The sequence below is a fragment of the Wolbachia endosymbiont of Drosophila willistoni genome (assembly GCF_040084705.1).
GTDB classification, from domain to species: Bacteria; Pseudomonadota; Alphaproteobacteria; order Rickettsiales; family Anaplasmataceae; genus Wolbachia; species Wolbachia pipientis.
This window is the reverse complement of record NZ_CP157591.1, coordinates 825,426-851,389: the sequence shown is the minus strand read 5'-3', so window position 1 is coordinate 851,389 and position 25,964 is coordinate 825,426. Positions and strand designations below refer to the sequence as shown.

At 36.3% G+C, this 25,964-nt stretch carries 24 protein-coding genes, 1 tRNA gene and 2 pseudogenes; 18 read left to right on the top strand and 9 right to left on the bottom strand.

The annotated features are described in order from the left end of the window. Positions 1 to 15 precede the first annotated feature (15 nt). Positions 16 to 1,386: a magnesium transporter gene (gene mgtE, locus ABL518_RS04300; protein WP_006280192.1), complete on the top strand. Its 1,371-nt coding sequence runs from the start codon at positions 16 to 18 to the stop codon at positions 1,384 to 1,386. A 255-nt stretch (positions 1,387 to 1,641) separates the two neighbouring features. Here the strand turns inward: mgtE and ABL518_RS04295 are convergent, their stop codons facing one another. Further along, entirely contained in the window at positions 1,642 to 3,102 is a 1,461-nt protein-coding gene (locus tag ABL518_RS04295; RefSeq protein ID WP_095742676.1) for a TrkH family potassium uptake protein, read from the bottom strand. A gap of 266 nt (positions 3,103 to 3,368) precedes the next feature. Between ABL518_RS04295 and ABL518_RS04290 the strand changes: the two genes are divergently transcribed. Next, entirely contained in the window at positions 3,369 to 4,301 is a 933-nt protein-coding gene (locus ABL518_RS04290; RefSeq protein ID WP_010082544.1) for a hypothetical protein, read from the top strand. A gap of 72 nt (positions 4,302 to 4,373) precedes the next feature. On the opposite strand, the gene ABL518_RS04285 is transcribed toward ABL518_RS04290, so the two are convergent. Next, entirely contained in the window at positions 4,374 to 5,390 is a 1,017-nt protein-coding gene (locus ABL518_RS04285) for a substrate-binding domain-containing protein (RefSeq protein WP_095742677.1), read from the bottom strand. Positions 5,391 to 5,531: 141 nt separating this feature from the next. Between ABL518_RS04285 and dcd the strand changes: the two genes are divergently transcribed. Next, positions 5,532 to 6,089, top strand: coding sequence for a dCTP deaminase (gene dcd / locus ABL518_RS04280; RefSeq protein WP_006280485.1), 558 nt, complete (start codon positions 5,532 to 5,534; stop codon positions 6,087 to 6,089). 79 nt (positions 6,090 to 6,168) lie between these two features. Here dcd and ABL518_RS04275 read toward each other — a convergent pair whose 3' ends face one another. Beyond that, positions 6,169 to 7,101, bottom strand: a complete 933-nt coding sequence (locus ABL518_RS04275) for a hypothetical protein (RefSeq protein WP_251371790.1) — start codon at positions 7,099 to 7,101, stop codon at positions 6,169 to 6,171. Positions 7,102 to 7,382: 281 nt separating this feature from the next. Between ABL518_RS04275 and ABL518_RS06600 the strand changes: the two genes are divergently transcribed. From ABL518_RS06600 to ABL518_RS04255, 6 genes and pseudogenes are all read left to right on the top strand, one after another. Then, positions 7,383 to 7,724 carry a hypothetical protein gene (locus ABL518_RS06600; RefSeq protein ID WP_010082546.1) on the top strand — a complete coding sequence of 114 codons (342 nt, stop codon included), beginning with the start codon at positions 7,383 to 7,385 and terminating at the stop codon, positions 7,722 to 7,724. After that, positions 7,708 to 9,281, top strand: a pseudogene (locus ABL518_RS06595) (glycoside hydrolase TIM-barrel-like domain-containing protein); the annotation flags it as partial. The gene ABL518_RS06600 and the pseudogene ABL518_RS06595, both read left to right, overlap by 17 nt. A gap of 3 nt (positions 9,282 to 9,284) precedes the next feature. Next, positions 9,285 to 10,736, top strand: coding sequence for a phage tail protein (locus ABL518_RS06590; RefSeq protein ID WP_410543848.1), 1,452 nt, complete (start codon positions 9,285 to 9,287; stop codon positions 10,734 to 10,736). Positions 10,737 to 10,793: 57 nt separating this feature from the next. Next, a pseudogene (locus tag ABL518_RS04265) lies at positions 10,794 to 11,611 on the top strand (hypothetical protein). A 394-nt stretch (positions 11,612 to 12,005) separates the two neighbouring features. Next, positions 12,006 to 13,169 carry a multidrug effflux MFS transporter gene (locus ABL518_RS04260; RefSeq protein WP_010082551.1) on the top strand — a complete coding sequence of 388 codons (1,164 nt, stop codon included), beginning with the start codon at positions 12,006 to 12,008 and terminating at the stop codon, positions 13,167 to 13,169. A 133-nt stretch (positions 13,170 to 13,302) separates the two neighbouring features. Beyond that, positions 13,303 to 14,121: an ankyrin repeat domain-containing protein gene (locus ABL518_RS04255; protein ID WP_251371791.1), complete on the top strand. Its 819-nt coding sequence runs from the start codon at positions 13,303 to 13,305 to the stop codon at positions 14,119 to 14,121. Here ABL518_RS04255 and ABL518_RS04250 read toward each other — a convergent pair. Beyond that, a protein-coding gene (locus ABL518_RS04250) for an IS5-like element ISWpi1 family transposase (RefSeq protein ID WP_095742620.1) occupies positions 14,096 to 14,928 on the bottom strand; the annotation gives its coding sequence in 2 pieces (ribosomal slippage) (positions 14,096 to 14,559 and positions 14,559 to 14,928; 834 coding nt in all). The genes ABL518_RS04255 and ABL518_RS04250 overlap by 26 nt on opposite strands. Positions 14,929 to 14,995: 67 nt before the next feature. Here ABL518_RS04250 and ABL518_RS04245 point away from each other — a divergent pair. Next, positions 14,996 to 15,856 (top strand): ankyrin repeat domain-containing protein, encoded by an 861-nt coding sequence (locus ABL518_RS04245; protein ID WP_010082523.1) that lies wholly within the window; start codon positions 14,996 to 14,998, stop codon positions 15,854 to 15,856. Positions 15,857 to 15,881: 25 nt separating this feature from the next. Here the strand turns inward: ABL518_RS04245 and ABL518_RS04240 are convergent, their stop codons facing one another. Together ABL518_RS04240 and tkt are read right to left on the bottom strand one after the other, a co-directional pair. Then, positions 15,882 to 16,088 (bottom strand): hypothetical protein, encoded by a 207-nt coding sequence (locus ABL518_RS04240; protein WP_138264940.1) that lies wholly within the window; start codon positions 16,086 to 16,088, stop codon positions 15,882 to 15,884. 17 nt (positions 16,089 to 16,105) lie between these two features. Then, complete coding sequence (tkt, locus tag ABL518_RS04235) at positions 16,106 to 18,178, bottom strand: transketolase (protein ID WP_095742678.1); 2,073 nt, start codon at positions 18,176 to 18,178, stop codon at positions 16,106 to 16,108. 113 nt (positions 18,179 to 18,291) lie between these two features. Between tkt and rpsD the strand changes: the two genes are divergently transcribed. The 8 genes from rpsD (at position 18,292) to ABL518_RS04195 (ending at position 23,111) form a co-directional block, all read left to right on the top strand. After that, positions 18,292 to 18,906 carry a 30S ribosomal protein S4 gene (gene rpsD / locus ABL518_RS04230; protein ID WP_010962555.1) on the top strand — a complete coding sequence of 205 codons (615 nt, stop codon included), beginning with the start codon at positions 18,292 to 18,294 and terminating at the stop codon, positions 18,904 to 18,906. A gap of 9 nt (positions 18,907 to 18,915) precedes the next feature. Then, positions 18,916 to 19,002 (top strand) — tRNA-Leu (locus tag ABL518_RS04225). A 30-nt stretch (positions 19,003 to 19,032) separates the two neighbouring features. Continuing rightward, positions 19,033 to 19,233 (top strand): Fe-S cluster assembly protein IscX, encoded by a 201-nt coding sequence (gene iscX, locus ABL518_RS04220; protein ID WP_010962556.1) that lies wholly within the window; start codon positions 19,033 to 19,035, stop codon positions 19,231 to 19,233. Between the two features lie 446 nt (positions 19,234 to 19,679). Continuing rightward, complete coding sequence (locus tag ABL518_RS04215) at positions 19,680 to 20,021, top strand: DUF721 domain-containing protein (RefSeq protein ID WP_010082513.1); 342 nt, start codon at positions 19,680 to 19,682, stop codon at positions 20,019 to 20,021. A 37-nt stretch (positions 20,022 to 20,058) separates the two neighbouring features. Continuing rightward, a complete protein-coding gene (rpmB, locus tag ABL518_RS04210; RefSeq protein ID WP_006279619.1) occupies positions 20,059 to 20,373 on the top strand; it encodes a 50S ribosomal protein L28 in 315 nt (104 codons plus the stop codon). Continuing rightward, positions 20,366 to 21,229, top strand: a complete 864-nt coding sequence (gene lipA / locus ABL518_RS04205; RefSeq protein WP_010082514.1) for a lipoyl synthase — start codon at positions 20,366 to 20,368, stop codon at positions 21,227 to 21,229. The genes rpmB and lipA overlap by 8 nt, the downstream gene beginning before the upstream one ends. Positions 21,230 to 21,282: 53 nt before the next feature. After that, complete coding sequence (ubiE, locus tag ABL518_RS04200) at positions 21,283 to 21,999, top strand: bifunctional demethylmenaquinone methyltransferase/2-methoxy-6-polyprenyl-1,4-benzoquinol methylase UbiE (RefSeq protein WP_010962557.1); 717 nt, start codon at positions 21,283 to 21,285, stop codon at positions 21,997 to 21,999. Beyond that, positions 21,996 to 23,111 carry an FtsW/RodA/SpoVE family cell cycle protein gene (locus tag ABL518_RS04195; RefSeq protein WP_010962558.1) on the top strand — a complete coding sequence of 372 codons (1,116 nt, stop codon included), beginning with the start codon at positions 21,996 to 21,998 and terminating at the stop codon, positions 23,109 to 23,111. Before ubiE ends, ABL518_RS04195 begins: the two co-directional genes overlap by 4 nt. A 370-nt stretch (positions 23,112 to 23,481) precedes the next feature. Here the strand turns inward: ABL518_RS04195 and ABL518_RS04190 are convergent, their stop codons facing one another. The 3 genes from ABL518_RS04190 to ABL518_RS04180 are packed head-to-tail and all read right to left on the bottom strand — an operon-like array spanning position 23,482 to position 25,947. After that, positions 23,482 to 24,222 (bottom strand): Rpn family recombination-promoting nuclease/putative transposase, encoded by a 741-nt coding sequence (locus tag ABL518_RS04190; protein ID WP_010082518.1) that lies wholly within the window; start codon positions 24,220 to 24,222, stop codon positions 23,482 to 23,484. Next, on the bottom strand, positions 24,219 to 25,766 hold the full coding sequence (ltrA, locus tag ABL518_RS04185) for a group II intron reverse transcriptase/maturase (RefSeq protein WP_010082015.1): 1,548 nt from the start codon (positions 25,764 to 25,766) through the stop codon (positions 24,219 to 24,221). The genes ABL518_RS04190 and ltrA overlap by 4 nt, the downstream gene beginning before the upstream one ends. A gap of 37 nt (positions 25,767 to 25,803) precedes the next feature. Then, positions 25,804 to 25,947 (bottom strand): hypothetical protein, encoded by a 144-nt coding sequence (locus tag ABL518_RS04180; protein ID WP_173862902.1) that lies wholly within the window; start codon positions 25,945 to 25,947, stop codon positions 25,804 to 25,806. Positions 25,948 to 25,964: the final 17 nt, after the last annotated feature.

The following is a 25,964-nucleotide window of genomic DNA, read 5'->3' as shown; positions in this document are numbered from 1 at the left end:
AAACAAGGTAAAGTAATGAATATTGAAATAAGTTCCCATTATGGTTTAGACAAAAAGGCTATTGATGACTTAATAGAGTCACTTGATAACGAGGAGCTAGAGAATGTTCGTAATATTGTAAAAACGATAGACAGTGTTCAGTTAGCTTATTTTTTATCTACTTCGATCAGTGATCACAGGGAGAAATTAGTTAATATCCTCGATCAACATTTGTTAAGTGATGCCCTAGTGCATGTAGTGCCAGATTTACAAATAGAGATCATAGAAACATTGGGAATAGAAAATACAGCAAAGTTACTAATGCTCCTTGATGTAGAAGATATAGTAACCATAGTGAAAGATTTAGATAGAAAGTCTGTAGAAAATATACTTTACTATTTGCCCAGCAAAACTCAGAAATCGGTAGAGGAGTTGCTATCATATCCAGAAGAAAGTGCAGGAAGGTTAATACATAAAGATATGGTTATAGCTCCATATTATTGGACAATAAATCAACTGACAGAATTTGTGTGCAACTATAAAAAAATACCAGAAAAATTTCACCAGATATTCATTATCAACTCAAAATTAGAGCCTATAGGCAGTGTTAATTTAAATAAGGTAATATCTCACTCAGGGGACACAATAATAAAAGAGATAATGGATCATGACATAAAAATCATTAAAACTGGAATAGACCAAGAGGAAGTAGCAAGAATATTTAAAGATTACTCTCTATTATCGGCTCCGGTAGTAAATAAGAATGGTAAAATTATTGGTGTGATCTTAATTGAAGATGTGATAAAAGTTGTTCAACAAGAAACAGAAGAGGATGTACTCAAAATAAGCGGTGTATCTTCTAAAGCCGATATAAATGCCCCTATACATAAAACTATAATTAAAAGGCTACCTTGGTTACTGTTTAACCTCTTAGCTGCAACAATGTGTTCCATAGTAGTTGGCTTTTTCGATGATGTAATAAAAAGTTTTATAGTGCTGCCAATAATCATGCCGATAATTGCATCAATGAGCGGAAATGCAGGATCCCAAACAGTAACGCTAACCATCCGGGCAATCGCAACAAAATATCTAACTGAGCAAAATGCAAAAAGAATACTGATGAAAGAATTTTTAATAGGTCTTATAAACGGGGTGATCTTATCTACTATTTCATTAGTAGTGTTAGCAATAAGGTTTCACAACTTCAAAGTGGAGATGATTTTTGTGGTCTCCATGATTATGATGTCAATTATTGCAACGTTCATCGGAACTTTCATTCCTATAATGCTTCATCGCTTAAAGTCTGACCCTGCCGTTTCTTCTTCAATCCTAACATCGGCAACAACTGATATTCTCTCAGCTTTTATATTTCTTGGTTTAGCTACGATCTTTTTATTAAATAGCTAATACTATCTATAGCTATACCGCCGCGAACCGTCATGCCGCGATTCATTCGCGGTATCTCTTAGCATAGATCCCGCTAACAAGTAGCGGGATGACGAGAAAGGGGCTACTTGGATGACATTCTTCTTGGTGTGCCCAAATCACAATGTTCGTACATCTGTGGATTTATTCGCGGTATAGATATCGCTAACGAGTAGCGGAATGACGGTTTTTCAAATTGTCGTAAGTCAGTTTAGCTATAATATCAAGTTTCACCAACTATTTCTCTCTATTAAATAAGAATAAATTACCTATACAAAAATAGATTGGCAATATTTCAAGTCTGCCAAGCAGCATTAAAAACGATAGAAATAATTTTACTTCATTACTGAAAGAAGAATAGTTACCTGAAGGACCTATTAAGTTGCTGAACCCTGGACCAGAGTTTGTAAGCGTTGCAGAGACTGAACTGACGCTAGTTATAAAGTCTGCATTGCTTAAGTAAGACATCACTATTGATGAAATGGTAAACGTTAACATGAAAATTGCAAAAAATATAAAGACAGAGTGAATTTCATCATTCTCCAGGGTTTTTCCATTGAATTTTACTCCATTGTCTGCATCAGGGTTTAATAAAAGGTAAAAGTAATTTCTTATAGACCTTAAAAGAACAATCAAGCGGAAGATTTTGACACCACCACTTGAAGAACCACTACATCCACCAACAAAGGTGAGAAAAAAAGCTAAGACTGAAATGAAACTCCAATCTATATGATTACAGATTGCATAACCAGTTGACGTAATCAAGGAAGTGATGGTAAATGTGCTGCATCTAAATGATAATGACACTCCTAAATCAACATTTTTATACAACCAAAAACAAGCAAATAAAGATGAGATAGTAGCTATCTTAACAAAGTAAGAGACCTGTTCATCATAGCAAATGTCTAACCGTCTTATAATTTTTAAATAGCTAAGAAAAGGCAGAGAACCCAAAATCATAAAAATGATCGTTATGACTTCTAACATAGGGTTATTATAGTGCCCTATAGAATCATTATAGTTAGCAAATCCACCAGTTGATACAGAGGACATTCCGTGGCATATTGCATCAAACAGTGGCATACCAGCTAGATAATAGGAAAATATACATAACAAAATTAAGCCATAATATATTGCCGTAACATGAATCACTACGCTTCGCGTATTCGGCAACTTCCTTTTGGTAGCATCTGAATACTCAGAATAAAGTAAATTATTTAGGCTGAGAACCTTAAACATAGGAAAAACTGCAATTCCTAAAGTGATTACACCAAAACCCCCCATGCCATGTAGCATTGCTCTCCATAGCAGTATTCCTGGAGATTGTTTTTCAATATCATTAAATATAGTTGCTCCTGTGGTTGTGATGCCAGATATCGTTTCAAACAATGCATCAACATAGCTCAGATTATCAAAATAGAAAGGAATAGCTGCAAACAGAGACAAGGCAATCCAGGTGCAACTAGTAATCGCAAAAATTGCTGGCATTCCATGCAATCTACTTAATTTACCGAGTAAAATAAAAATTGCGCCAGATGTGCAGGTAATTATGAATCCAGCGAGGAAATTTTTCCATTTGTAGCTGAGACATTTATTAGTAATAGCAGGAATAAGCATTGCTAAGCTAAACAGCAATAGGAATATTCCCACAATAAATACAATTGAACGCAAATTTTGTAAACGTTGATGATTTTTCATAGAATTACTTCCTCGCTATACAAAGCCATAAAAGCTACTCTAACGTCAAGCATTTTGTTGGCCTTTATTAACAGTTATTAACAATATACTTGATTTACTTGTAAATATGTGTGATAATTAAATTTTTATTAGAGGTAAGATATGGTTGAATTAACTGATATACAAAAAAAATTCGAGCTTCATTAATTATAGCAATTAGCAATAACTACCCTCAAAAGGTCCAGGGCATATTCGACAATAATGAATGTGATAATATACAAGCAGTTTTGAACCACGAGGGGATTGGGGCTGGTTACAAAGATAATTTTTTAGATTTTGCTATTATTGGTCTTGACGCTGGAGTTAAAGTTCAAGGAGAAATTGGAGAAAACGTAGAGATCATTAAACAAATTTGGAAAGTTGCTAATCAGAAAACTCGTGATTTTGTGTGTTGTCGTGCAATAGAGAGTTTTCGAGGATTTGGCCTTTATAACATACCTGCTCTTAAAACAGTTATTCAAGAAATAGAAGAGCACAAGAGGGTAATGGATCTTGATATGGCACTAAGGCGTGCAATAAGAAGTCTTAATGTTGATCAAGTTAAAACAGCACTAGAGAATTGCGGTGAAGATGTAGAAAGTGTTTTGACGCGAAATGTATATTGGAGTGATGCTACTGATATTGATTGCTTGTTAATTTATCCTCTGATGGTTGACTATGAAAGAAATCTTGGCAAAGAAGAATTTGAAAAGATAAAAGAGATCACTAAACTTCTTTGGGATAAAGCTTCCCCTGATGTTCGTAACTTCTGGCTTGAAGACCACATGGTTAATAGAGAAGGTCAAAATACAGAAGATAACTATATAATAGGTTCTCTTGAAAAGCAACAAAAAGAGTATGCTAATATAGCTGGTGAGGGATGGCTTGAAGACTTTATTCAAGAAGTTAAGGGTTATAAAAAGGACAGAGAAATAAAGCTTAATGAATACAAAGGGAAGATCGCTCTAGGCGTTGTTGGACTATGCGTAGTTGGTGCTATTGCAGCCTATGTGCTGGCATATCCTGTAGTTGCATTAGTTTTAGAAGTTTCAGCAGTTTCAGCATTGGCTGTACTAGCTTATATTGGAGGAGTTTGTGAGAAATCAGAAAGTCCAAATACGAAAAGTTTGAACCCGGTTGTTTCTGGGTGTTGCAACAACGCAGAACTGCCTAATCAGTAATCCATTGTCATCCCAGCGCGCCGCGCTGGGTCTGACTACGCTAGAACAAAGAATATAAAAGAAACGTTGCCGTCACGTTATATCATAAACCTTTGCTGAAGCTTTCTTTATATCTTCACTTGAAAGTGGAATTAGACCAAGCCTAGATAGGTACCCATCTTCAATGCCGATCGAATCTATAATTTCTTTTACGAATTCTCTTAATCCATCAACAGTATCCAAGTGTTCCCTCTTTATGTAAAGGTATAGAGGTCTTGCTAATATATATTTTCCCGATGATATATTTTCGTAAGTTGGCTCAACTCCTGCAATTGTGCTCCCTTGTATTTTATCTTGATTCCTCATTAAAAAGCTGAAACTAAATATCCCTAAGGCGTTCTTGTTACTTTTCAATTTTTGTATTATTATATTTTCATTAATTCCAACTTCTATATACCTTCCGTCATCCCTTATATTACCACATGCTTTCTTTCTTTCTTCCTGATCTTTATAATTCTCTTTGAAAATTCTCGAGTTCATGCATGAATATTGATCAAGCATAATAGAATTAACCAAAGTTTCGTATGTACCTGTATTTTGATGTGGACCATAAATTTCAATTTCTGTTTTTGGTAAGGCTTGATTGACATTAGACCAAAACTTCTTATTATTTTTTACTAATTTATCATTTTCTTGAGAATATGCAGATAAAGTTTCAAATAAGTCCTTCTTTGTGAAATCAAATCTATGGCTTTGATTTGAATTTGCAATGACAACTCCATCATAGCCAATGATGATTTCTATCACTTCATTAATTTTATTCCTTTTACATAGTTCTCTTTCTACTTCCTTCATAGGGCGAGATGAAGTGGTGATGTCTGGAGTGTCTTCCCCTATTCCTGAGCAAAACATTTTGAATCCTGATCCACTTCCTATCGATTCCACAACTGGAGTCTTAAAGGAGAATACACGGTTGAACTCTTCGGCTATAAACGAGATAAAAGGAAAAACAGTTGAAGATCCAACAATTCTGATGTATTTCCTGGCATCAGCATTTGATAGCGGCGTGAATAATACGAATACAAAAATCAGGAGAAAGTTTCTAAGCATTATTTTTAGTTAAGAACATAAATCTAATTATTGTAATAAAAAATCAAACTGAAAAGCTTTAATTGCATGACAAAAGCTACAGTTTACATTTAAATTTTATTTTATATTATTGTAAGTATTACACAACTTTAAGGGGCAATTATGGCAGTTATGCCAGATAAATGGATAAGAGAAAAAGCTGAAAATTTTGGAATGATAGAACCTTTTGTGAACCACAAAAGCAGCAAAGGTGTTATATCTTTCGGACTATCATCTTATGGTTACGATGCAAGAGTGGATAATAAATTTAAAATTTTTACTAACGTTAATTCAGCCATCGTGGACCCTAAAAATTTTTCTGAGAATAGTTTCATAGATAAGGAAACAGACGTATGTATAATTCCACCAAATAGCTTTGTGCTTGCAAGTACAGTGGAATATTTTCGTATACCAAGGAATGTACTGGTCATTTGTGTTGGTAAATCAACTTACGCAAGATGTGGAATTATAGTAAACGTTACTCCCTTAGAACCTGGATGGGAAGGTCATGTCACACTCGAATTCTCAAACACCACTCCACTTCCTGCGAAAATTTACGCTAATGAAGGCGCATGCCAATTCGTATTTTTAAGCGGCGAAAGTGAATGCGAGAAATCATATGATGATATGAAAGGAAAATATATGAATCAGCATGGTATTACTTTGCCGCTGGTGAAATAATTACTGCTTTCGTTGTGAGCTACCAAACTGCTCTATAGACAATATTCCACTATCACCAGATAGCAAAGTTCGCGCTGATTCACTTTGCCTTAAGATGTTTAATTGCTTGCTTTTTGTCAGTTCCAGTGCGCATACTGCAGCCAAGTTGGAAATCTATTCCATTTTCAACAATGTTACATGAAAACCCCATAGCAGTAGCGAAACCTTCTTGTTTATTAGTAGCATTTCCGGTAACAACACCACAAGCAGTGAAGTTACGATCATTTCCAACTGTTCGCATCATCATTCCACCATCTCGTATACCATCATTATTTATATCCTTTGCTATAACAGTCTGGTCTACAAATCGCGTATTACCCACTTCTCGAGATATTACTTCTACAGTCGGTTGATTATGTAGTTGACCATTACTTACTAATGCTTGATTATATGCTGAATGGTGTTGTTCTGAATTACTTTGACTATTATTCCTTAGTTCATTTTGCTCGTGCTCTTCATTATTTTGATGTTGGTCAGTTCCTGATATGCTAGCTTCTTTTTCAACACGCTCATTGTATTCTTTATCATTACTTATCTCAACTTTATTTACTGGTTGACCTTGACTGTTTTCTATGTCTTTTTGACTAAACATGTCTTTATTAATGTAATAAAAAATAAGACCAGGTATCAGTGAAATTATTAGATTTAATACAATGCACGGAATTAAAACCACGGTAGCAGCTATATAGATTAGAGAGCTAACTATAAACTTTATTACTTTAGATAATTTAGAATCATCTTTTTGAACATTAACAGCATTCAAAAAAAGCATAGTTAAGCTAAGAGATAATGCTGTTATAGCAGTAGGCACGATGATTGGAACAAGTAAAAAAGCATTGATTAATTTTTTTCCAGAACTAGTTGGTTTAGTGCTATTATTCAGTGATGTAAGATAGTTTTGACCAACATTAGTAATCCATTTTGTACCAGACAAGACTCTTTTACTATTTTCTTCCGACATTTCAAATTTCATTGGCACCCCCAGATTATAATGCTAAATTGTACTAAAAATTAATATAAAATCAACATAAATTTTTCACTTCCGCACTTTTTCATTGTTGCTTACAATAACTATAGCTACACGATTTACTTGTGTGCTTTTCTTAATTAAAAACTTCAACTATCCATTGTAAGCTGCTGAATTTCTTATCATAGTATCTGTCATCCCAGTACCACTTTCTTGTCATCCAAGTAGCGTGACACTTGGATCTTCTCTCAACAATTTCAAAAAAATCTATCAAAAGGAGGATTACCATGTCTACAATAATTTTATCATCAATTTTTGGTCAAGCAGGCAGCATTTTTGGTCCAATTGGCCGGATTATCGGCTCAGAACTCGGTGCTCTTCTTGGTGCACAGCTAGATGGGGCAATGTTCGGCCTTGATGCCGAGCAAAAAGTAACGCATGGTGCGAGACTAAAAAATCTGCAAGTTCAAACCTCAACCTACGGCAGAACGATTCCAATTATCTATGGCACTGCTCGTTATCTATGGCACTGCTCGTGTTGCAGGGAACATTATTTGGTCACAGCCAATAAAAGAAGAGGCGATAACCACCAAAAGCAAAATTGGAAGAGGTATGAACGTTACATATAATTACTACGCAACGCTTGCAATTGCGATCTGCAAGGGGAAAGTAGAAAAATTAAACAGAATCTGGGCAGATACAACATCACTTAGCTTTGATGAAATAGATTATACTTTTTACAGCGGCAGAGAAGACCAAAATCCTGATCCATTTATGTCATCAATTGAAGGAGAGGGGAATGTGCCGGCTTATAGGGGAATATCTTACATAGTCATCAAGAATTTTCCTTTAGCAGACTATAACAATCGCGTCCCGATATTTACATTTGAAGTGCGAACTGCATTAAAGCCCGTTGGGTTTTCAATAGCGGAAAATATTCGGAATATCAATATCATACCAGGTTCAGGTGAGTTTGTATATGATACAAAAATACAGAAGAAAATCGCGCAAGAGAAAATAAGCAGCAACCAATATATCCCATATGGGCTGGCGCAAAGGGTAAATCACAACAACCACACTAAAAAGAGCGATGCAATGCTTTCTTTGGATCAATTAAAAGAAGATTTGCCAAATGTTGAGTTGGTGTCGGTGGTAGTCAATTGGTTTGTGAATGATCTGAACATTAAAGATTGTAAAATATATCCTGCAGTTGAATTTCAAGATGATTCCGCAATATTACCTGATGATTGGCAAGTAGGGGGTGTAACCAGAGATAATGCTCAGCTAATTTCAAAAGATGCGAGTGGAAACCCAAGGTATGGTGGCACAGTTAGTGATGCAGCGTTGATAAGATATATAGAAGAGCTACACAGCAGAGGCTACAAGGTGATGCTCTATCCAATGCCCTTACTTGACACAAAGAACAAAGAGTGGCGAGGAAAATTGAGCGGGACCCCTGGGGATATAAGTGATTTTTTTGAGAATCAATATAACAAATTTATAGAGCATTATGCAAGCATTGCCAAACAAACTAAAGTGGAAGGGTTTATCATCGGATCTGAATTTGCGCAACTTACCAAAATCAGGGATGAACAAGGGAATTACCCTGCCGTTATAGAGCTAGTTAAGCTTGCAAAGCGAATAAAACTTCAGCTTGGAAAAGAAGTAACGGTAACTTACGCTGCTGATTGGAGTGAATACCATTCATATGATGGTTGGTATAATATGGATGAGCTTTGGTCTTCAGAGTACATCGACGTTATTGGCATAGATGCTTATTTTCCACTGACTGATGGTCCAGAGCCTCCTTTTGGTTATTCCGCGGAAGATGTAATGGGTGGTTGGAGCAGTGGAGTGGGGTATGATTATTTCTATGATTACTCAAAGAGTGAACCTGAAAAAGTAAAGTATAACGACAGCAGGTATGCGTGGAAAAATATAGAGAAATGGTGGAGTGAAACTCACATAAACCCCAGTGGTAGTAAAACGAAATGGCAACCAAAAATGAAAAAATATGGTTTACTGAGTATGGATTTCCCAGTATGAACGGCTGCACTAATGAGCCAAATGTGTTTGTTGATAAAGGCAGCATAGAGAGCAAATATCCACGATATTCAAACGGAGAGGTGAGCTTTCTTTCGCAAAAAATTGCAATTGAAGGAACGCTAAAGAAGTGGCAAAGCTCGGAAATGGTAGAAAAAATGTTTCTCTGGGCATGGGATGCAAGGCCATTTCCTTATTTCCCCAATTTGTGTGATATGTGGACTGACTGCCATAATTGGCAGACAGGACATTGGATTCAGGGAAAGCTTTCACAGCTTAATATTTCCGATGTTTTATCGGATCTATTACAAAAAGCAGGTTTAAAAAGCGATCAGTTCGATACGAGTGATGTTAAAGGATTATTGTCTGGATATGTAATAAATGACCAGCAATCGGTACGTTCAATTATTAAAATGCTGCAAAGTTGCTATTTTTTTGATGTGGTTGAACAGGACTCTAAACTGAAATTTGTCCAAAAGGGCAGGGGAGTTACGACTGAAATACCAATTGGTGAAACGGTTTTCAGTAACAATTCAAAACTTGCTAATATCAGTCAATTAGATTTAAACAATAAAGTTAACGTCGTTTATTTTAATCGCAATTTTGGCTATCCAATTGATGTTAAATATGCTGAGTTGCCAAAGCAAGGCGCTGCTATAACAGTTGAAATACCGCTCATTATGGAGGAGGGAGAGGCGCAAAATATCGCTGAGGTTTTACTTTATTCTTCGTGGCAAGAGAGAAATATATACAATTTCAAGCTACCGATAAAATATGCGTGGCTTGTGCCAAGTGATGTAATAACGATTTTAGACAGTGAGAAAAAACATACGGTGAGAATTATAAAAACGAAATTTGAAAGCATGTCCATTCAAGTAATTGGCGTTGGTTATGATCACTCTATATATAAGCTTTCTTTTCCTTCAACAAGGTCACTTATGCTGAAGGAATACCCTCCTTCTCATATCAGCAAAACCATCGTAGAAATGATAGATTTACCGGATATTAAAGGTAATAGTGCAAGCTTTACTTTAATTAGTGAGGAAAAGAATTGGAAAGGAGCAACACTCTTTATTTCGTACAACGATAAGGATTATAAGCCTATCGCAAACACAAACAAGCAGTCTACTTACGGATATGTAATGGAATCTACCGACGAGGGGCTTATAGTAGTGTTACGTTTTGGTGTATTGAGTTCTTCATATAACCATTATTTAAGTGATGGTGTCATTCCAGCGCTTGACCATATTTCTCCTGGATCCCAGTGTCTGGGCACTGGGATGACAGAAGAGGGTTTTACAAGCACTAATGTTAGTACTATAAATGTAAGCAATTTAGCACTGGTTGGAAAAGAGATAGTAAAATTTCAGAGTGCCGAACTTATAGATAAAAATAAATATAAGCTTAGCAACCTAATTAGAGGGCAAGAGGGCACCAAAGAGTATCAGCACACCGCAGGTGAAAAATTTACTCTGCTTGATGATTCAGTAATATCTTTCGAAGTGCAAAGGGGAAAAAAGTTTTACCTAAAAGCAGTGACTTACGGTGACTCGCTGGAAAATACGGAAGTGAAAGTGATAAATTCATTTAGTAATTGAAATTTAATAAAGTAAGTGCTAGAATTAATATACAGGTATTAATGGTAGAGATATAACATGTCAAAGGAAATGGTCAATGCGTTGAAAGCTGAAGTGAAGAAGCTCAAATATGCTGATTTCAAAGCTAACACTTGGGACGAAGTAATTTCTGGTGAGGGAACATATAAGGATCTTAATAGAACACACGGCCTTGCTATTAACGGACAAAAAATAACTAACGAATTTATTAACAATCTGTATTCAAAACATAAAAATCTAATTCTACGGGATGAAAACGGAAAAGGGAATTATCGTCCATTTCTCAGACAAATTTTTACAGAAATGTTTAAACACGTTGGTGCAACAATTCCCAATAACTCTATTATTGAGGAGTTAATAAATAACTATTATCAGGGCGGATATACTCATTTTCTTCCTAATGATATGAGTCAAGCTCTTGGATCTTTTCATTTGTCAACGCAAAGCAACTGTATGACAAGAGAGAGTATATTATGGATTGTCGTGAACCCAATTGTATAAAGCTTAGTTTTAGCATGAAATATACAAAAATGCTTAACTATGATGATTGTACATATATCGAAACACCAGGTTTTTGCAGTTCAGCGGAGTTTAAACTGAAATGTGAAGATAAAAATGTAACATATGAAGATGGTAAAGTACTTCTTACCATTCCTAAAGAGCTAAAAAACTACAAAGTAAGTGGTAAGAATTTGTTTGATGTTATTGTTGAATATTTTCAGAAGCTTTGCGAAAAATTGGGCTTTAAATTTGAGACAAAAGTGGAACATAGCCTTGGTGAACCACTAAAGGTAGTAAGTGAGGCAAATGCATCTTCTGTTGAAGACTTAAAGCTTAAAGTGAATAATCAAAGGTAAGATATTGAAATTCGTGCTTTTCATGATTTTAGCTTAAGATTTCAGTGTCAAAGCACATAACTGTACGAACATTGTGATTTGAATCCACTAGGAGGGTGTCATCTAAGTAGCCTCCTTCTCCTGTCATCCCAGTGCCATGACTACTTGGATCCAGAAACTTAATTGCAAGTAAGTAAACTGCTTTGATGAAATTGTATAATGGAAACTAGATCCAAGTAGTCATGGCACTGCCCTACTGGATAGAGCCTTCACAGGCTTTTTCTTGAATAGCTACTCTTAATTTCAGTAGTTAATTTAATATACTAATGAAAAAAATACATTATAATTAAGTATATTTAATCCAGTAAATCATTAAGTGAAAACAGCTCTTTCGCAAAATATCATCTCTCTTATTATGATATTGTCTGTAGCAATTGTCGATATGGCAACTGACCTATACTCAGTTGCACTACCAAGCATTGCCAATTATTTTAAAGTAGAAGGCAGTGTAGTGCAGCTTACAATTAGCTTAAATCTAGTTGGATTTGCGGTATCTGGCTTAATTTATGGTCCATTATCGGACCATTATGGTAGGCGTCCAATGATGCTGATTGGTATGACAATTTTTACTTTGGCAAGTGTCATGTGTTATATAGCCGACAGTATTATGCTCTTGATACTAATTCGCTTCATACAAGGGGCAGGAGCTGGTGTTGCAGGTGTTGTTGGGTATGCAGCAATAAGGGATATGTACTCGGGTAGTGAATACTCGAGAGTAATTTCAAAATTAAATATGGTTGTGGCACTCTCACCTGGAATAGCTCCAGTGGTGGGCAGTTATATAATTTCACATGGGTATCATTGGAAATTTTTGTTTTTTATTATGTCACTCGCGGCAATTGCTATACTTATTTTTATCTACTTTAAGTTGCAAGAAACACTCACTGTAAATAAAAATGAAACCAGTATAACTAACATAACTACTAATATCTTCAAGCAATATATATCAATATTTAGAAATTATCGTTTCCTTGGGTTTTCAGCCATTCATGGATTAACTTTCATGTGGCTTTGGGCATACATTGCTAACTACCCGTTCATATTTGAATCGATGGGCATTGAAGTACAGTATTTTGGCTACCTCATATCGATCATAGTCATATTCTACATAATTGGAACTTTAATTAATAGAAGGTATGTACCAAAAGTAGGGGTTAGCAAAATGCTAATAATAGGTTTGGTGTTACCGATAATATCCGATAGTTTATTGGTATATTTTTATTTCGCGGACAAGTTGAATATATTCATTCTTCAAACTGCTTGGATTCCAGCCAATATCGGACTTGCATTAATAATAAGCAATAACGTAACTTCTGCTTTAGAAACGATCAAAGGTATAGGGCTTGGTAGTGCAGTCCTCTCATTCTGCAATATGATGTTTGGGGCTATTGGAATATATATAGTAGGAAAATTTTTTCGCTATGGTATTTTACCAAATTTACTATTAACAATAGCATGCTCTACAATTGCGATTCTTATGTACAGCCAGCTCAAATGTACTGAAAAACACAGGGAATAACCATTATTTGCGTGATCCAGAGCTCATGGGTTATTAATGACTTTATCATGATAATATAATTTTACAGGGGGTGAGAGCTCATAGATTATTAACGACTTTATCATAACAATATAGTTTTACAAAGAGGTGTAGGATGAGTAGTTCACAAAGTAGAGATAATTTTTTTAAGGCTGTTGAAAGAGGTGATATTGATGCAGTAAACCGTCTAATAAGTGAAGGAGCAGATGTTAAGGTAGAAAATGATAAAGGAGAGACTCCTTTACATATTGCTGCTGTATGGGGCCATAAAGAGGTAGTAGAAGCTCTATTGGACAAAGGGGCAAATGTTAATGCAGAAGATGAAGAGGGAAACACTTCCTTAGTTTTAACTACTGACGAAGAAATAAAAACTCTATTACAAAGCACAGCTAAATTACTTGAGGTTGCTAAAAGCGGTAATATTCAGGAAGTAAACAGTCTAATAAGTGAAGGAGCAAAGGTTAATGTAAAAGATCAAGATAACAAGACTCCTCTACATTGGGCTGCTGAAAAGGGCCATAAAGAGGTAGTAGAAGCTCTATTGGACAAAGGGGCAAATGTTGATGCAGAAGATGAAAATGGAGACACTCCTTTAGATTTAGCCACTACTCAAGACATACGAACTCTATTACAAAACACAGATGAATTACTTAAGGCTGCTGGAAGAGGTGATATCAATACAGTAAACGATCTAATAAATCAAGGAGCAAGTGTTAATGCAACAGATCAAGATGGAAAGACTCCTCTACATTGTGCTGCTAAAAATAGCCATGAAGAGGTAGTAGAAGCCCTATTGGGAAAAGATGGAATCGATGTTAATTTAGCAGATAAGAATAAAGATACTCCTTTACATTCTGTTCTTAAAAAGGGCAACATAGATATAAGAGGTTGTCCGGAAACAAGTAAATTCAAGCATATTCCCTCTTTAACATAACCCTACTCATAGCTAGGTATATGAAATTCTCAGTGGATGTTGTGAGTAAATCATACTCCTTCGATAGCCTTCTATTCCTATTAACCCAAGCAAAAGTCCTTTCTACAACCCATCTTCTTGGCTGTACTTTAAACCCTTGTTCTCTTGTTGGTAGTAGCTCAGGTGGCGTATCTTTGTGCACCCAAAATCTACATGGAGGCCTTTTAACAATTTCAATATCTATGTCATATTCTTCCTTTATGTGATTCTTTAAATTTCTTCCTTGGTATCCCATGTCAGCCCACATTTTTTTAACTTTAGTATATTTTGTTCTCATATTGTTTAATGCTATTTTAATACCATCTCTATCATTTTCGTTAGCAGCGCCTACGTAACAACCTAGTATAAAACCCTGAGTGTCTGTAATTATATGCCTTTTTCTACCCTTTACTTTTTTACTTCCATCATAGCCTTTGATCCCCCCTTTTCTGTAGTCTTTACAGATTGACTATCTACTATACAGGCACTCGGCTGCTCATTCCTTCCTATTTTTCTTCTACTATATTTTGTAATTTCATAATTCATTTTCTCAAAAATTCCCTGCTTCTTCCATTGCCTGAACTGCTCATACACAGTCTTCGATAGCGGAAAATCATTTGGTAAATACCGCCATTGACACCCTGTACGCAATACATAGAAAATTGCTTCTAATATTTCTTTTTTGCTATACTTTGGCAGCCTTCCTCCTTTCTTGTATGATACTCTGAAGTGTTTTTCTATTCTTGCCCATTCCCTTTCGCTTAGATCTGTTGGATACTTTTTTCTCATCTTTACCCCGTACTAAAATTTCAGATATTATAGCCTTTTACTTGTTTCCGGACAACCTCTAAATGTATTGAACGCTCTACTTAGAAAAGAGGGAATTGATGTTAATTTAGCAGATAAGAATAAAGATACTCCTTTACATTCTGTTCTTAAAAAGGACAACATAGATATAAATGTATTGAACGCTCTACTGGGAGCAAAAGAAATCAATGTTAATGCACAAGATAAAGATGACAGGACTCCTTTGCATTTGGCTGCTAAAAAGGACAACATAGATATAAATGTATTGAACGCTCTACTGGGAGCAGAAGGAATCGATGTTAATATAAAAGATAAACTTGCAGAACAGACTCCTTTACATTGGGCCGTTGTAAAGGGCCATAAAGAGGCAGTAGAAGCCCTATTGGGAAAAGATGGAATCGATGTTAATATAGAAGATAAACATGGAAACACTCCTTTCAAATTAGCCACTGATGAAGGAATAAAAACTCTATTGCAACCCGCAGAAAAATCTGATGATGGTTCAGCGGGTGGATCATCGACAGATAGTGAAGGGGGTCAAGAGGAAGAAAAACGAGTAGGTGATGATACTGAACTACAATCAGATAATAGCAAAGAAGGGGAAAAAACCAGCACCACCAGTGCAGAACAAGGAACTGATGTACAAGACAACGATGTAGGTCCTGTTGCTTCCACAGAACCTGCACAAACAGAAGAACAGCCGAGCTCTTTTTTTGGTAGTTTGTTTAGTATACTTATGAAGCCTTTTTCATTAATTGCATCATTTTTTGGTGGTTTTTTTTCATGGTTGTTTGGGTCTGACGAAGAAAAGTCTGACACACAACCTTATGATGATTCTTCTTCACCTGGGGTCGATCAATCAGTTGAACAAAATAATGGTGATCATAATGACCAGAGCAATGTGATTTGATAGTGATCTTCTACCGGAAAAGGTGTCATCCCAGTGCTTGACACTGGGATCCAGGAAACTTAATTGCAAGTAATGCATTGGGTTTGGTGAGTATGGGTTTTGCGTTATAGAATGAAGCACTTTTGGTGAATTTGTAAAGAAAACTAGATGCCAGTGTCAAGTGCTGGAATGACATCATCTTGGATGGAAATAACGTCACGTACTGGGATGACAAAGAAGAGTGGGCTTTCATATGGTTATGCAAGAAGTCTACTGAATGTAAACCAGTTTCTCACACACACATTTTACCACATGATCTGCGCTGATATTAAAATGCTCATAGAGTGTTTTATAAGGTGCTGATTCTCCGAAGCTTTTCATGCCAATAAATATACCGTTTGAACCTATATATTTATGCCAACCCATTTCACTTCCGGCTTCAATTGCAACTTTAATGCTGTCATTATTTAATATTGCCGCTTTATATTCATCGCTTTGCTCGTCAAAAAGCCTCCAGCATGGCATAGAAACAATCCTTGTACCTATACCCTTTTCCTGCAATTTCTCCCTTGCTTCAACTGCAATTTCAACCTCGGACCCCGTAGCAAATATCGTCACTTTTAATTCTTTTGAACATTCACACAAAATATATGCACCAAACTTCGATAAATTAGCAGATTGATCGATATCAGAGTAGAACTTGCGCATGTAACTTACGTTTTGCCTTGAGAGCGCAAACAGTGCTGGAGATTCTTTCTTTTCGAGTGCAATGCTAACACACTCCAGAGTTTCAACTGCATCGGCTGGCCTAAAAACATATAGATTTGGTATAGCACGCAAAGAGGCTAAATGCTCTATTGGCTGATGAGTCGGGCCATCTTCTCCCACTCCAATTGAGTCGTGAGTCATGACATACATAACCTGCTGCTTCATCAGAGCTGAAAGACGTATAGCAGGACGACAATAGTCGGAAAATACCAAAAAAGTGCCGCCATAAGGAAGAATCGCGCCGTGAAGTGCCATACCATTCATACATGCTGCCATAGCGTGCTCTCTCACTCCATAGTGGACATAAGAGCCACTATAATTATTGCTATTTATTACCTGCATGTGCTCATATTTAGTGCAATTTGACCCGGTAAGATCAGCAGAACCGCCGATTAATTCCGGCATAGACTCAGTTAAAAGTTCCATTACTCTGCCGAAAGAAGATCGAGTAGCTTCGTTTGGCATTAGCTCACATATTTGTTTCTTCAGGTCAGCTAAAACACCAGCGATATTCTCTGGTAGATGTTTATCTAACCGTCTTTGAAGTTCTGCATGATACCCTGTCATCCCAGCATTCTCTTCTGTCATCCCAGTACTCTCTCTTGTCATCCCAGTGCTTGACACTGGGATCCATTCTTTTTCTTCTTTCCTGGATTCCAGCGTCACGCGCTGGAATGACATCGTGTAGTTTTGTTTTGCTCTCTCAACAGTTTTCTTCCAGGCATTTTTCACATCTTCTGGTACATGGAATGGTTCATAATTCCAGTTTAATTTCTCTCTCATCTGTTTTATGTCTTCCTCCGAAAAAGCACCACTGTGAGCAGAGGATGTGCCAGCACGGCTTGAAAATTTTCCGATAATAGTTTTGCAGCAGATCATTGTAGGTTTATCAGACTTTTTTGCTTGCTCTATTGCAAGGGATATGGCATCAAAATCATGTCCATCAATTTTGTCAACATTCCATCCATACGCTAAGAAGCGTTTCTCTACATCGTCAGAACAGGAAAGGCAAGTAGCGCCATCTATAGAAATATCATTATCATCAAAAAGAGCTATAAGCTTATTCAATTTAAGATGCCCAGCAAGTGATGCTGCTTCATGGCTTATTCCTTCCATAAGACAGCCATCCCCTAGCATCACATAAGTGTAGTGATTGATTCTAAACTGCTTTTCAAGTATCGATTCAGCAAGTGCCATGCCAACAGCAGCGGCAAACCCCTGACCGAGCGGGCCTGTTGTTGCCTCTACCCCGGAAGTCAAGCCGAACTCTGGATGACCTGGGGTCTTGGATCCCATTTGTCTGAAGTTTTTTAGCTCATCTACGCTAATATAACCTGTCAAATATAATATTGAGTATAGTAACATTGACCCATGACCGTTTGATAAAACAAAGCGATCTCTATTGAACCATTTAGAATCATCAGGATTATGATTCAGATATTTAGCAAACAAAACAGTTGCAACATCTGCCATGCCAAGTGGCATACCTGGGTGTCCAGAGTTTGCTTTTTGTACTGCATCAATTGATAAAAAACGGATGGAGTTTGCCATAGATTTTAAATGTGAATGATTCATGTGTTAATAGAAAAACTTAAAAATGAAGTATAAAAGATTATATCAGCAAAAACAAGTTGACACTGAGTGCTAAAATCCTTAATAATCTAAAGTTAAATCGTGAGAGTTTTTATATGACAACTGTTATCACTAGAAAGTATAGGATTAGCCGTAGACTTGGTGTAAATTTATGGGGTAGAGCTAAAGACCCAGTAAACAAAAGGAAATACCCTCCAGGTCAACATGGTATTCTTGGATTCAAGAAGTTATCCGACTTTGGTAAGCAGTTTGCTGCGCATAAGAAATTTAAGTTTTACTATGCGATTTCAAGTAAGCAGCTCAGACGTACATTTTTAGATGCTTATAACAGAAAGGGTTATACGGCTGATAATTTTATCGGTATCTTAGAATCGAGATTAAGTTCTGTTTTATACCACTCTGGTCTTGTTCCAACAATTTACTCAGCAAAGCAGCTCATATCTCACAAGCACGTTACAGTTAATGATAAGGTGGTTAACATATCGAGTTATCGAGTGAAGCCAGGTGATATAATAAAAATAAGAGAAAGGGCAGCAAAAATCCCTGTAGTAGTAGAGGCTGAACAAAAACAAGAGCGCAAGGCTCCGGATTATTTAGAAGCAGATAGTAAAGAGCATTCAGTGAAGTATTTGAGGTCACCTCAATATTCTGAGGTTCCTTATTCAGCAGACATGGAAGTCAATTTAGTAGTAGAGTTTTACTCTAGATAGATAAAAAAAGCCCGTGTGGCGGAATCGGTAGACGCAGCGGACTTAAAATCCGTGGGTTTTGCGACCTTGGGAGTTCAAGTCTCCCCATGGGCACCAATTTAACTTAGCAGATAAATACAAAAAAGTATGAAATGGCTTGATATAGAAGATATTGTAGAAGCTCTGGAAGAAAAATTTCCAGATGAGAATATAATTAGTATTAGATTCACTGAGCTTAAAAAAAAGGTATTGAGTTTAGAGGAATTTGATGATGATGAAAAACGCTGTAACGAAAAAATACTCGAAGCTATTCAAGCAGCTTGGATTGAGGAAAGATTAACTGCATAGCAATAAACCATACGCAAACGTGATTTCTATTGCAATTTGCATATTGATTATGCTATTTTTTGGATCTAGCCTGGCAAGTTAATAATAATTTAACCAATTACAATTAAAACAGCTATAAGGTTAATTATGAGGCAAAACAAAAATTTTTGAATGGAACGATCTTGACAAGTGCTACGTTGAGATAAGTTTTGCATAAAAATACTGCTTTTACGGTGTGAGGCCAGAGGGTAGAGCCTTTGTAAAGCAGTTAGAAGGTTGTCATCTAAGTAGCGTGACCAGAGCTAGATTCCGCGAACACGCCGCGGAATGACGACTATGCAATATGCGTTGCGGAGTGACGATTATGGTCATACCGTCACGGTATCTCACAAACATGTAGCAGTAATGACAAAATCTCAAGTTATATGTATACTTTTATATTATCTACTTACTAAAAAAACAGAAAAATGCTCAAACGTAGCGGTCCAAAAAAATTAAAGTCTATAATTGAAAACTATGCATTAAAATGCATGAAAAATAAGATTAGTAAAAATGAAATACGTCTTATTTTAAACTGGCGAAATATAGTAGGGAAAGAAATAGCAGAGTGTACAAAACCGAAAAAGATCTCATATGCACAGAATATAAATTCGGGTGTGTTGCATCTGGTAGTAACAAATGGCAGCAAAGCATTGGAAATTCAGCATATGATTTCTCTTATAATAGAAAAAATTACGATATTTTTTGGTTATAAAGCAGTATATGGTATAAAAATTAAGCAAGAGAGTATTGACTATTTGACTATATAAGGTAATCTAAGTACATAGAATAATTTGGTATATTGAAGTGAGTAGAGTTTGTGAATTAACAAATAGAAAAAAATCTTTTGGTAATAAGGTATCACATTCGAATCGTAAAACAAAGCGTACCTTTCTTTTAAATTTACATAAGGTTACGTTGACAAGTGATATATTGAATAAAAAGTTTAGATTTCGTGTGGCAACAAGAACTTTGAGAACTATAGATTACAAAGGTGATTTAGATGCTTTTTTGCTCAACACAAGAACGATTAAACTAAGTGAGAAAGCGCAGAAGATAAAAAGAAGGTTGAAAAAAGTTTTAGTAAAGCAAGAGGTAGAGTTAGCAGTTTCAGATGCATAGCAAACCTCAATGGCTCAGAGCAAAAGCTCCGACCGGTGAAGTATTTAATGAGACCTTAAACATCGTTAAACTGCATAACTTGCATACAGTGTGCGAAGAGGCTGCATGTCCAAACATTGGTGAATGTTGGAATAAACGTCATGCTACTGTGATGATTCTCGGTTCTGTTTGCACTCGTGCTTGTGCATTTTGCAACGTTGCAACTGGCATTCCTGATAAACTAGATCCTCATGAACCAGAAAATTTAGCAAAAGCAATAAAAAAGTTAAACTTAAAACATGTTGTCATTACTTCCGTTGATCGTGATGATTTGCCAGATGGTGGCGCAAATCAGTTTATACAGTGCATAGAAGAAATTAGAAAGATAACTTCAGAAACAACAATAGAGATTTTAACTCCTGATTTTTTAAATAAGAAAGGAGCATTTGAAGCAATCGCTGTTGCATCACCTGATGTCTATAACCACAATATTGAAACAGTGCCGAGATTGTATGCAAAAATAAGACCACGAGCTCGCTATTTTCATTCACTATATTTGTTGAAGATGGTAAAGCAGATTAATCCTAAAGTTTTCACAAAGTCAGGGCTTATGGTTGGTCTTGGAGAAACAAAAGAGGAAATACTTCAGGTTATGGACGATTTGCGCAGTGCTGAGGTTGATTTTATTACAATTGGTCAATATCTACAACCAACTCCAAAACATGCAAAACTTGATAGGTATGTTACCCCAGAAGAGTTTGAGCATTATAAATACATTGCTTACTCCAAAGGTTTCTTAGTGGTTGCATCAAGCCCACTAACTCGGTCATCATACCACGCTGAAGAAGATTTTAACAGGCTCAAGGCCTGTCGTTGACATTTGTGTTAATTCAAATTAATTTTTACTAATTATAAAGGAGTTTTTACGTAATGTCTACTATAAAAATCGAGAAGAAATCACAATTAGTTAAAGAGGTATTCGATTCCGTGGCAAGTCGCTACGACACCATGAATGATATAATGAGCCTCGGAATGCACAGATTATGGAAAGATAAGATGGTAAATAGTGTGCATTTTACAAAAAACTCTAAGGTTTTAGATGTTGCTGGAGGAACTGGAGATATAGCAATAAGAGTAGTAAGAAAAGAGCCAAGTGCTAAGGTTACAGTATGCGATATAAATCAAAACATGCTAAACAGAGGACGTGATAAAGCTATAAATTCAAACCAAATTAATTTTGATTGGGTATGTGCAAGTGCAGAAAGTTTACCATTTGAAGACTCCGAATTTGATTATTGCACAATAGCTTTTGGCATTCGAAATGTTTCTGACCGCAAGAAGGCTTTAAATGAGGCGCACAGGGTATTAAAACCACATGGGAAATTTATCTGCTTAGAATTTGCCCCTATGCACTATCAAAATGAGATATTTACCAAACTTTATGACTTATATTCATTTAAAGTAATTCCTAAAATTGGCAGCATAGTTGCTAAAGACAAGAGTTCTTATGAATATTTAGTGAGGAGCATTAGAGAGTTTCCAACTCAGGCTGATTTTAAAATGGAAATTGAAGAGGTAGGCTTTAAGAATGTTGAGTTTCATAATATGAGCTATGGAATAGTGGCATTACACATTGGAACAAAATGAATATTAAACTCTGGTATAGAACGCTGGATTATTATCTCATCCTTCCAGTGTTTTTTTTGCTCACTATAAGCTTCATTCTTGTTTATTCAGCAAGCCCTGTAATTGCGCAGCGTCTTTCTCTACCACAGGATTATTTTATACGGCGCCATACAATTTATATAGTCCTGTCACTAATTACCTTGGTGACATTTTCTTTTCTCAACACAAGAACTATACTTAACCTCTCATTCGCAGGTTTCGCTTTATTTACTATTCTAGTAGCAACTGCGATAATACTTGGTATAGAGGTAAAAGGTGCGAAACGATGGTTACATATTGTCAAAATTTCTGTTCAACCATCTGAGTTCGTAAGGCCATTTTTTTCTGTTGTTATAGCTAGTATCTTGGCCAGCGAAATGAAGTTTAAAATACACATATCAATCATAATATTTCTGTTAGTTTTTGTGTTGTTACTTTTGCAACCTGATTTCAGTATGTCTATGCTTTTAACATATTCTTTTATCGGTCAAATGTTTATTGCATGTATACCATTTTTATACTTTCTATGCATAATAGGAATGGCCACAACTGGAACTACAATAGCTTACTTATGCCTCCCACATATAAAGCAAAGGATTTACAATTTTGTCTTTTTTACGCAGCGCGATAACTTTCAAGTCACAAAATCATTAGAAGCATTCAAAAGAGGTCAATTAACTGGAGTTGGACCTGGTGAAGGTAGCGTAAAAGCCTCTCTTCCTGATTGTCATACAGATTTTGTGTTTTCTGTTTTAGCAGAAGAATTTGGTTTGATTACGTGCTTAGCCACATTGATGTTATTTGGCATCATTTCCGCCCGCTTGCTTTACATTGCATATAGGGAAAATGAATTATTTAATCTGTTGGTGATTCTCGGTATCTCAATGCAATTCATCACACAATTCATAATAAACATAGGGGTAACATTGAGTGTTTTTCCTACCACCGGCATAACCCTGCCGTTACTTAGCTATGGTGGTTCTTCTCTTTTATCTTCGAGCATCGCACTTGGCATAATGCTGTCTTTCAGTAGAAACCAAGCTATCGCATTAAAGTTTCGTGAGCGTGTTATGCTTGGAAGGTATATGGACTAAACTTGTACCGCTCACAACTATTATTGGTATCCCTCCAAAATGGGTATCTGTTCAGATGAGTGGCAAAATAAGGTAGACGAGAAAAGCAACTATAGGAACAAATGGGTGTCATGCAAGTAGCTGACACTGGTATCCAGTCCTTTTGCACAGTTCCATCAAAAACGTTGTAAAGCGCTTTCGTGTTTACCAACTTAGTGCCCAATCTGGATCCCAGACTGGGATGACAAAAAAAGGAGCACTGGAATTTTTGTTTCAGCATTAGCCATGCATCTGAACAGATACCAGAAAATATTCCACTGACATGCTGAACAACAAATACATCACTATGTCGTTTATCGCAAAAACTTATATTTTTCGTAACCATTCACACTTAATTCTGCAATTCTTTGATCTCACTCATAGAAAGACCAGTAGTTTGAGCTATAATATTAAAAGAAACACCTGCTTTAAGTAGATTCTTTGCGACTTCAATTTCCCTCTCTTTTCTACCTTCCTCTTTAGCAAGATCAAGTCTGTATTCAAGAATGGCTTCTTCTTTGTGCAGATCCATTATTCTTTCTTCATAAGTTATTAGATCTTTTTCATTCCAGTGAAACTTATCTAATTCATCATATGCTAGCTTTATTATTGGTGATTTTTCCGCAATTTTTCTGAGATCTTCGTCCGTTGTTTCATCTGCATATTTGAAAAAAAATAGCCAACGGTCTACTACACTTTCTAGTTGTTCTTCTCTACTCTTAGGAAATTTTGGTAACTCAATAAATGTAAAATAAAAATCTTTTAAATCATGTTCATAGCTATCTTTGTCTAACATTACATGATCTGACTTATACTCAGATTTATTAGGAAAGAGAATACAATCAGCAATAGCTATAAAAATGATTTCTTTAAGACCCTGATATTGATCACCTTTATCAGCTTGCCTTGAATAAGCTTTAGCAGCATAAAGTTGTGCGCGTTTTTCAAAGCCTTTATCACGAGCGAGCTGGTTAGGTAAGGAAGTAGTATTGCTACTACTCCCTCCCTTAGAAACGCAGCATGCAGGTTTCCCCACACTACGCTTGAGCCCCTTATCTAAGTCCTTCTTTTCTCGAACCGGCTTGTCCTTCATGATTCCTCAGAAAACATCATTCTTAATGGTGACACCAACAGTAGAGAACCTTCTCTTGAGAAAGAGCTTGCTAACATTTTTGTTTGTTTCACTCTTTCATCAAAATACTTTTTCCATTTTAAGTCAAGTGGATTTGCATCCGCCCTGATTTTAACATGTCGTCTGATAGGTATATCAATCAACCTAAGCAGTCTTAAATACCTTATCTCTTTCGGTTTGTTCTTGCATATGGGTGCAGCAAAGACCCATTGGCGTTGTTTCATTACCTTGAAGTAACGATTCTTTATCCAACGTAATCCTTTACGAGGATGTCTTTTCTTTGCCCATTTCCATAGAGCACACATAATTTCATGGTCTATTTTGTTAAAAGCTCTTTTCGCACACACATGGCTGTAGTAATTTCCCCATCCCCTTAATAGGGAATTGAGCAACTTGATTAGTACGGCCTGAGTGTTCGCTATGTTTGCCTTTATCAATGTACGTGCTTTATTAAGAAGTTTCTTAATACTTTCTTTTGAAGGTTTTATAATTAACTTCTTATTATACCTGCGTACATTACAACCAAGAAAGTCAAACCCTGTTGTAATAGATGTAATTTTTGTTTTCTCTTCGGAAAGGATAAGACCTCTCTCCTGAAGAAAGGACGATACTAGAGGTTTTACTTCATTTTCCAGTACTTCACGTGTGATTCCTGAAATGATAAAGTCATCTGCGTACCTGATTACATTTACTCCACTTCTGATTTTGCTTCTTCTTTTACTGCCAAGTTTACCAAATTGACTTTCCAATGATTTTTCAAGTCCATTTAGGGCTAGATTTGCTAGTATTGGAGAGATGATACTACCTTGTGGGGTACCTGCAGTTGTGGAATACAGAGTTTTTGATTCTAGGAAGCCAGCTTTTAACCAGCTATGAAGAATTTTCTTCTCCATAGGAATATGCTTCATGAGCCATTCATGGTTAATGTTATCAAAACACCCTTTAATATCACCTTCGAGTATCCATTGTAGTTGGTTACGGCTTGCCAGTAACAAGTGACAAGCCACAGTAGCGTCTGCGCAGGATCTTTTTGGTCTAAAACCATAAGAGTGACGATCACTGATCGTTTCAGCTATCGGTTCCAAAGCAAACAAGTATAATGCTTGCATGGCTCTATCTTTTATCGTAGGGATTCCAAGAGGTCTTCTTTTGCCATTAGACTTACTGATGTATATCCGTTTTAGCGGAGAAGGTTTGTATCCTCTTTGTTTTAATAGCTTTATTCCTTGAAATTTTGTGTTGCAAGTTGACCATATTTGACGATCTACACCTGCTGTGTTTTTTCCTTGGTTTTCAGTTACTCTCTTAAACGCCAAAGCTTTGCCGCTAAAAGAGCGTGTGAGAAGGTGTTGTAAAGTTTTCACCTTACCCCATCTGCCTTGTTGGACAGCCTTAACAATACGCCTCTGTAGCCTCATAACAACTTTTTGGCATTTCTTCCAGGGTAACTGGTTCCATGCTTCGGAGTTATTGGTAGGTACACTTACAGTTGTACTTGTAATCATCTGCTTTCCTACCTTAAGTGGTTAACAAAGTTTCTTGTCATGAGGGACCAAATGGAAGTCTGCTCGTTTTCACGCGAATTAATGTTACAAATTCTATCCATTTCGTTACAAAATGGCATTCGCTTTCTCCATTATCCTTTACCTGCACATCCATCAGCATTCCTTGCGGGTTGCCTGCCATATAGGCGAAAATACAGG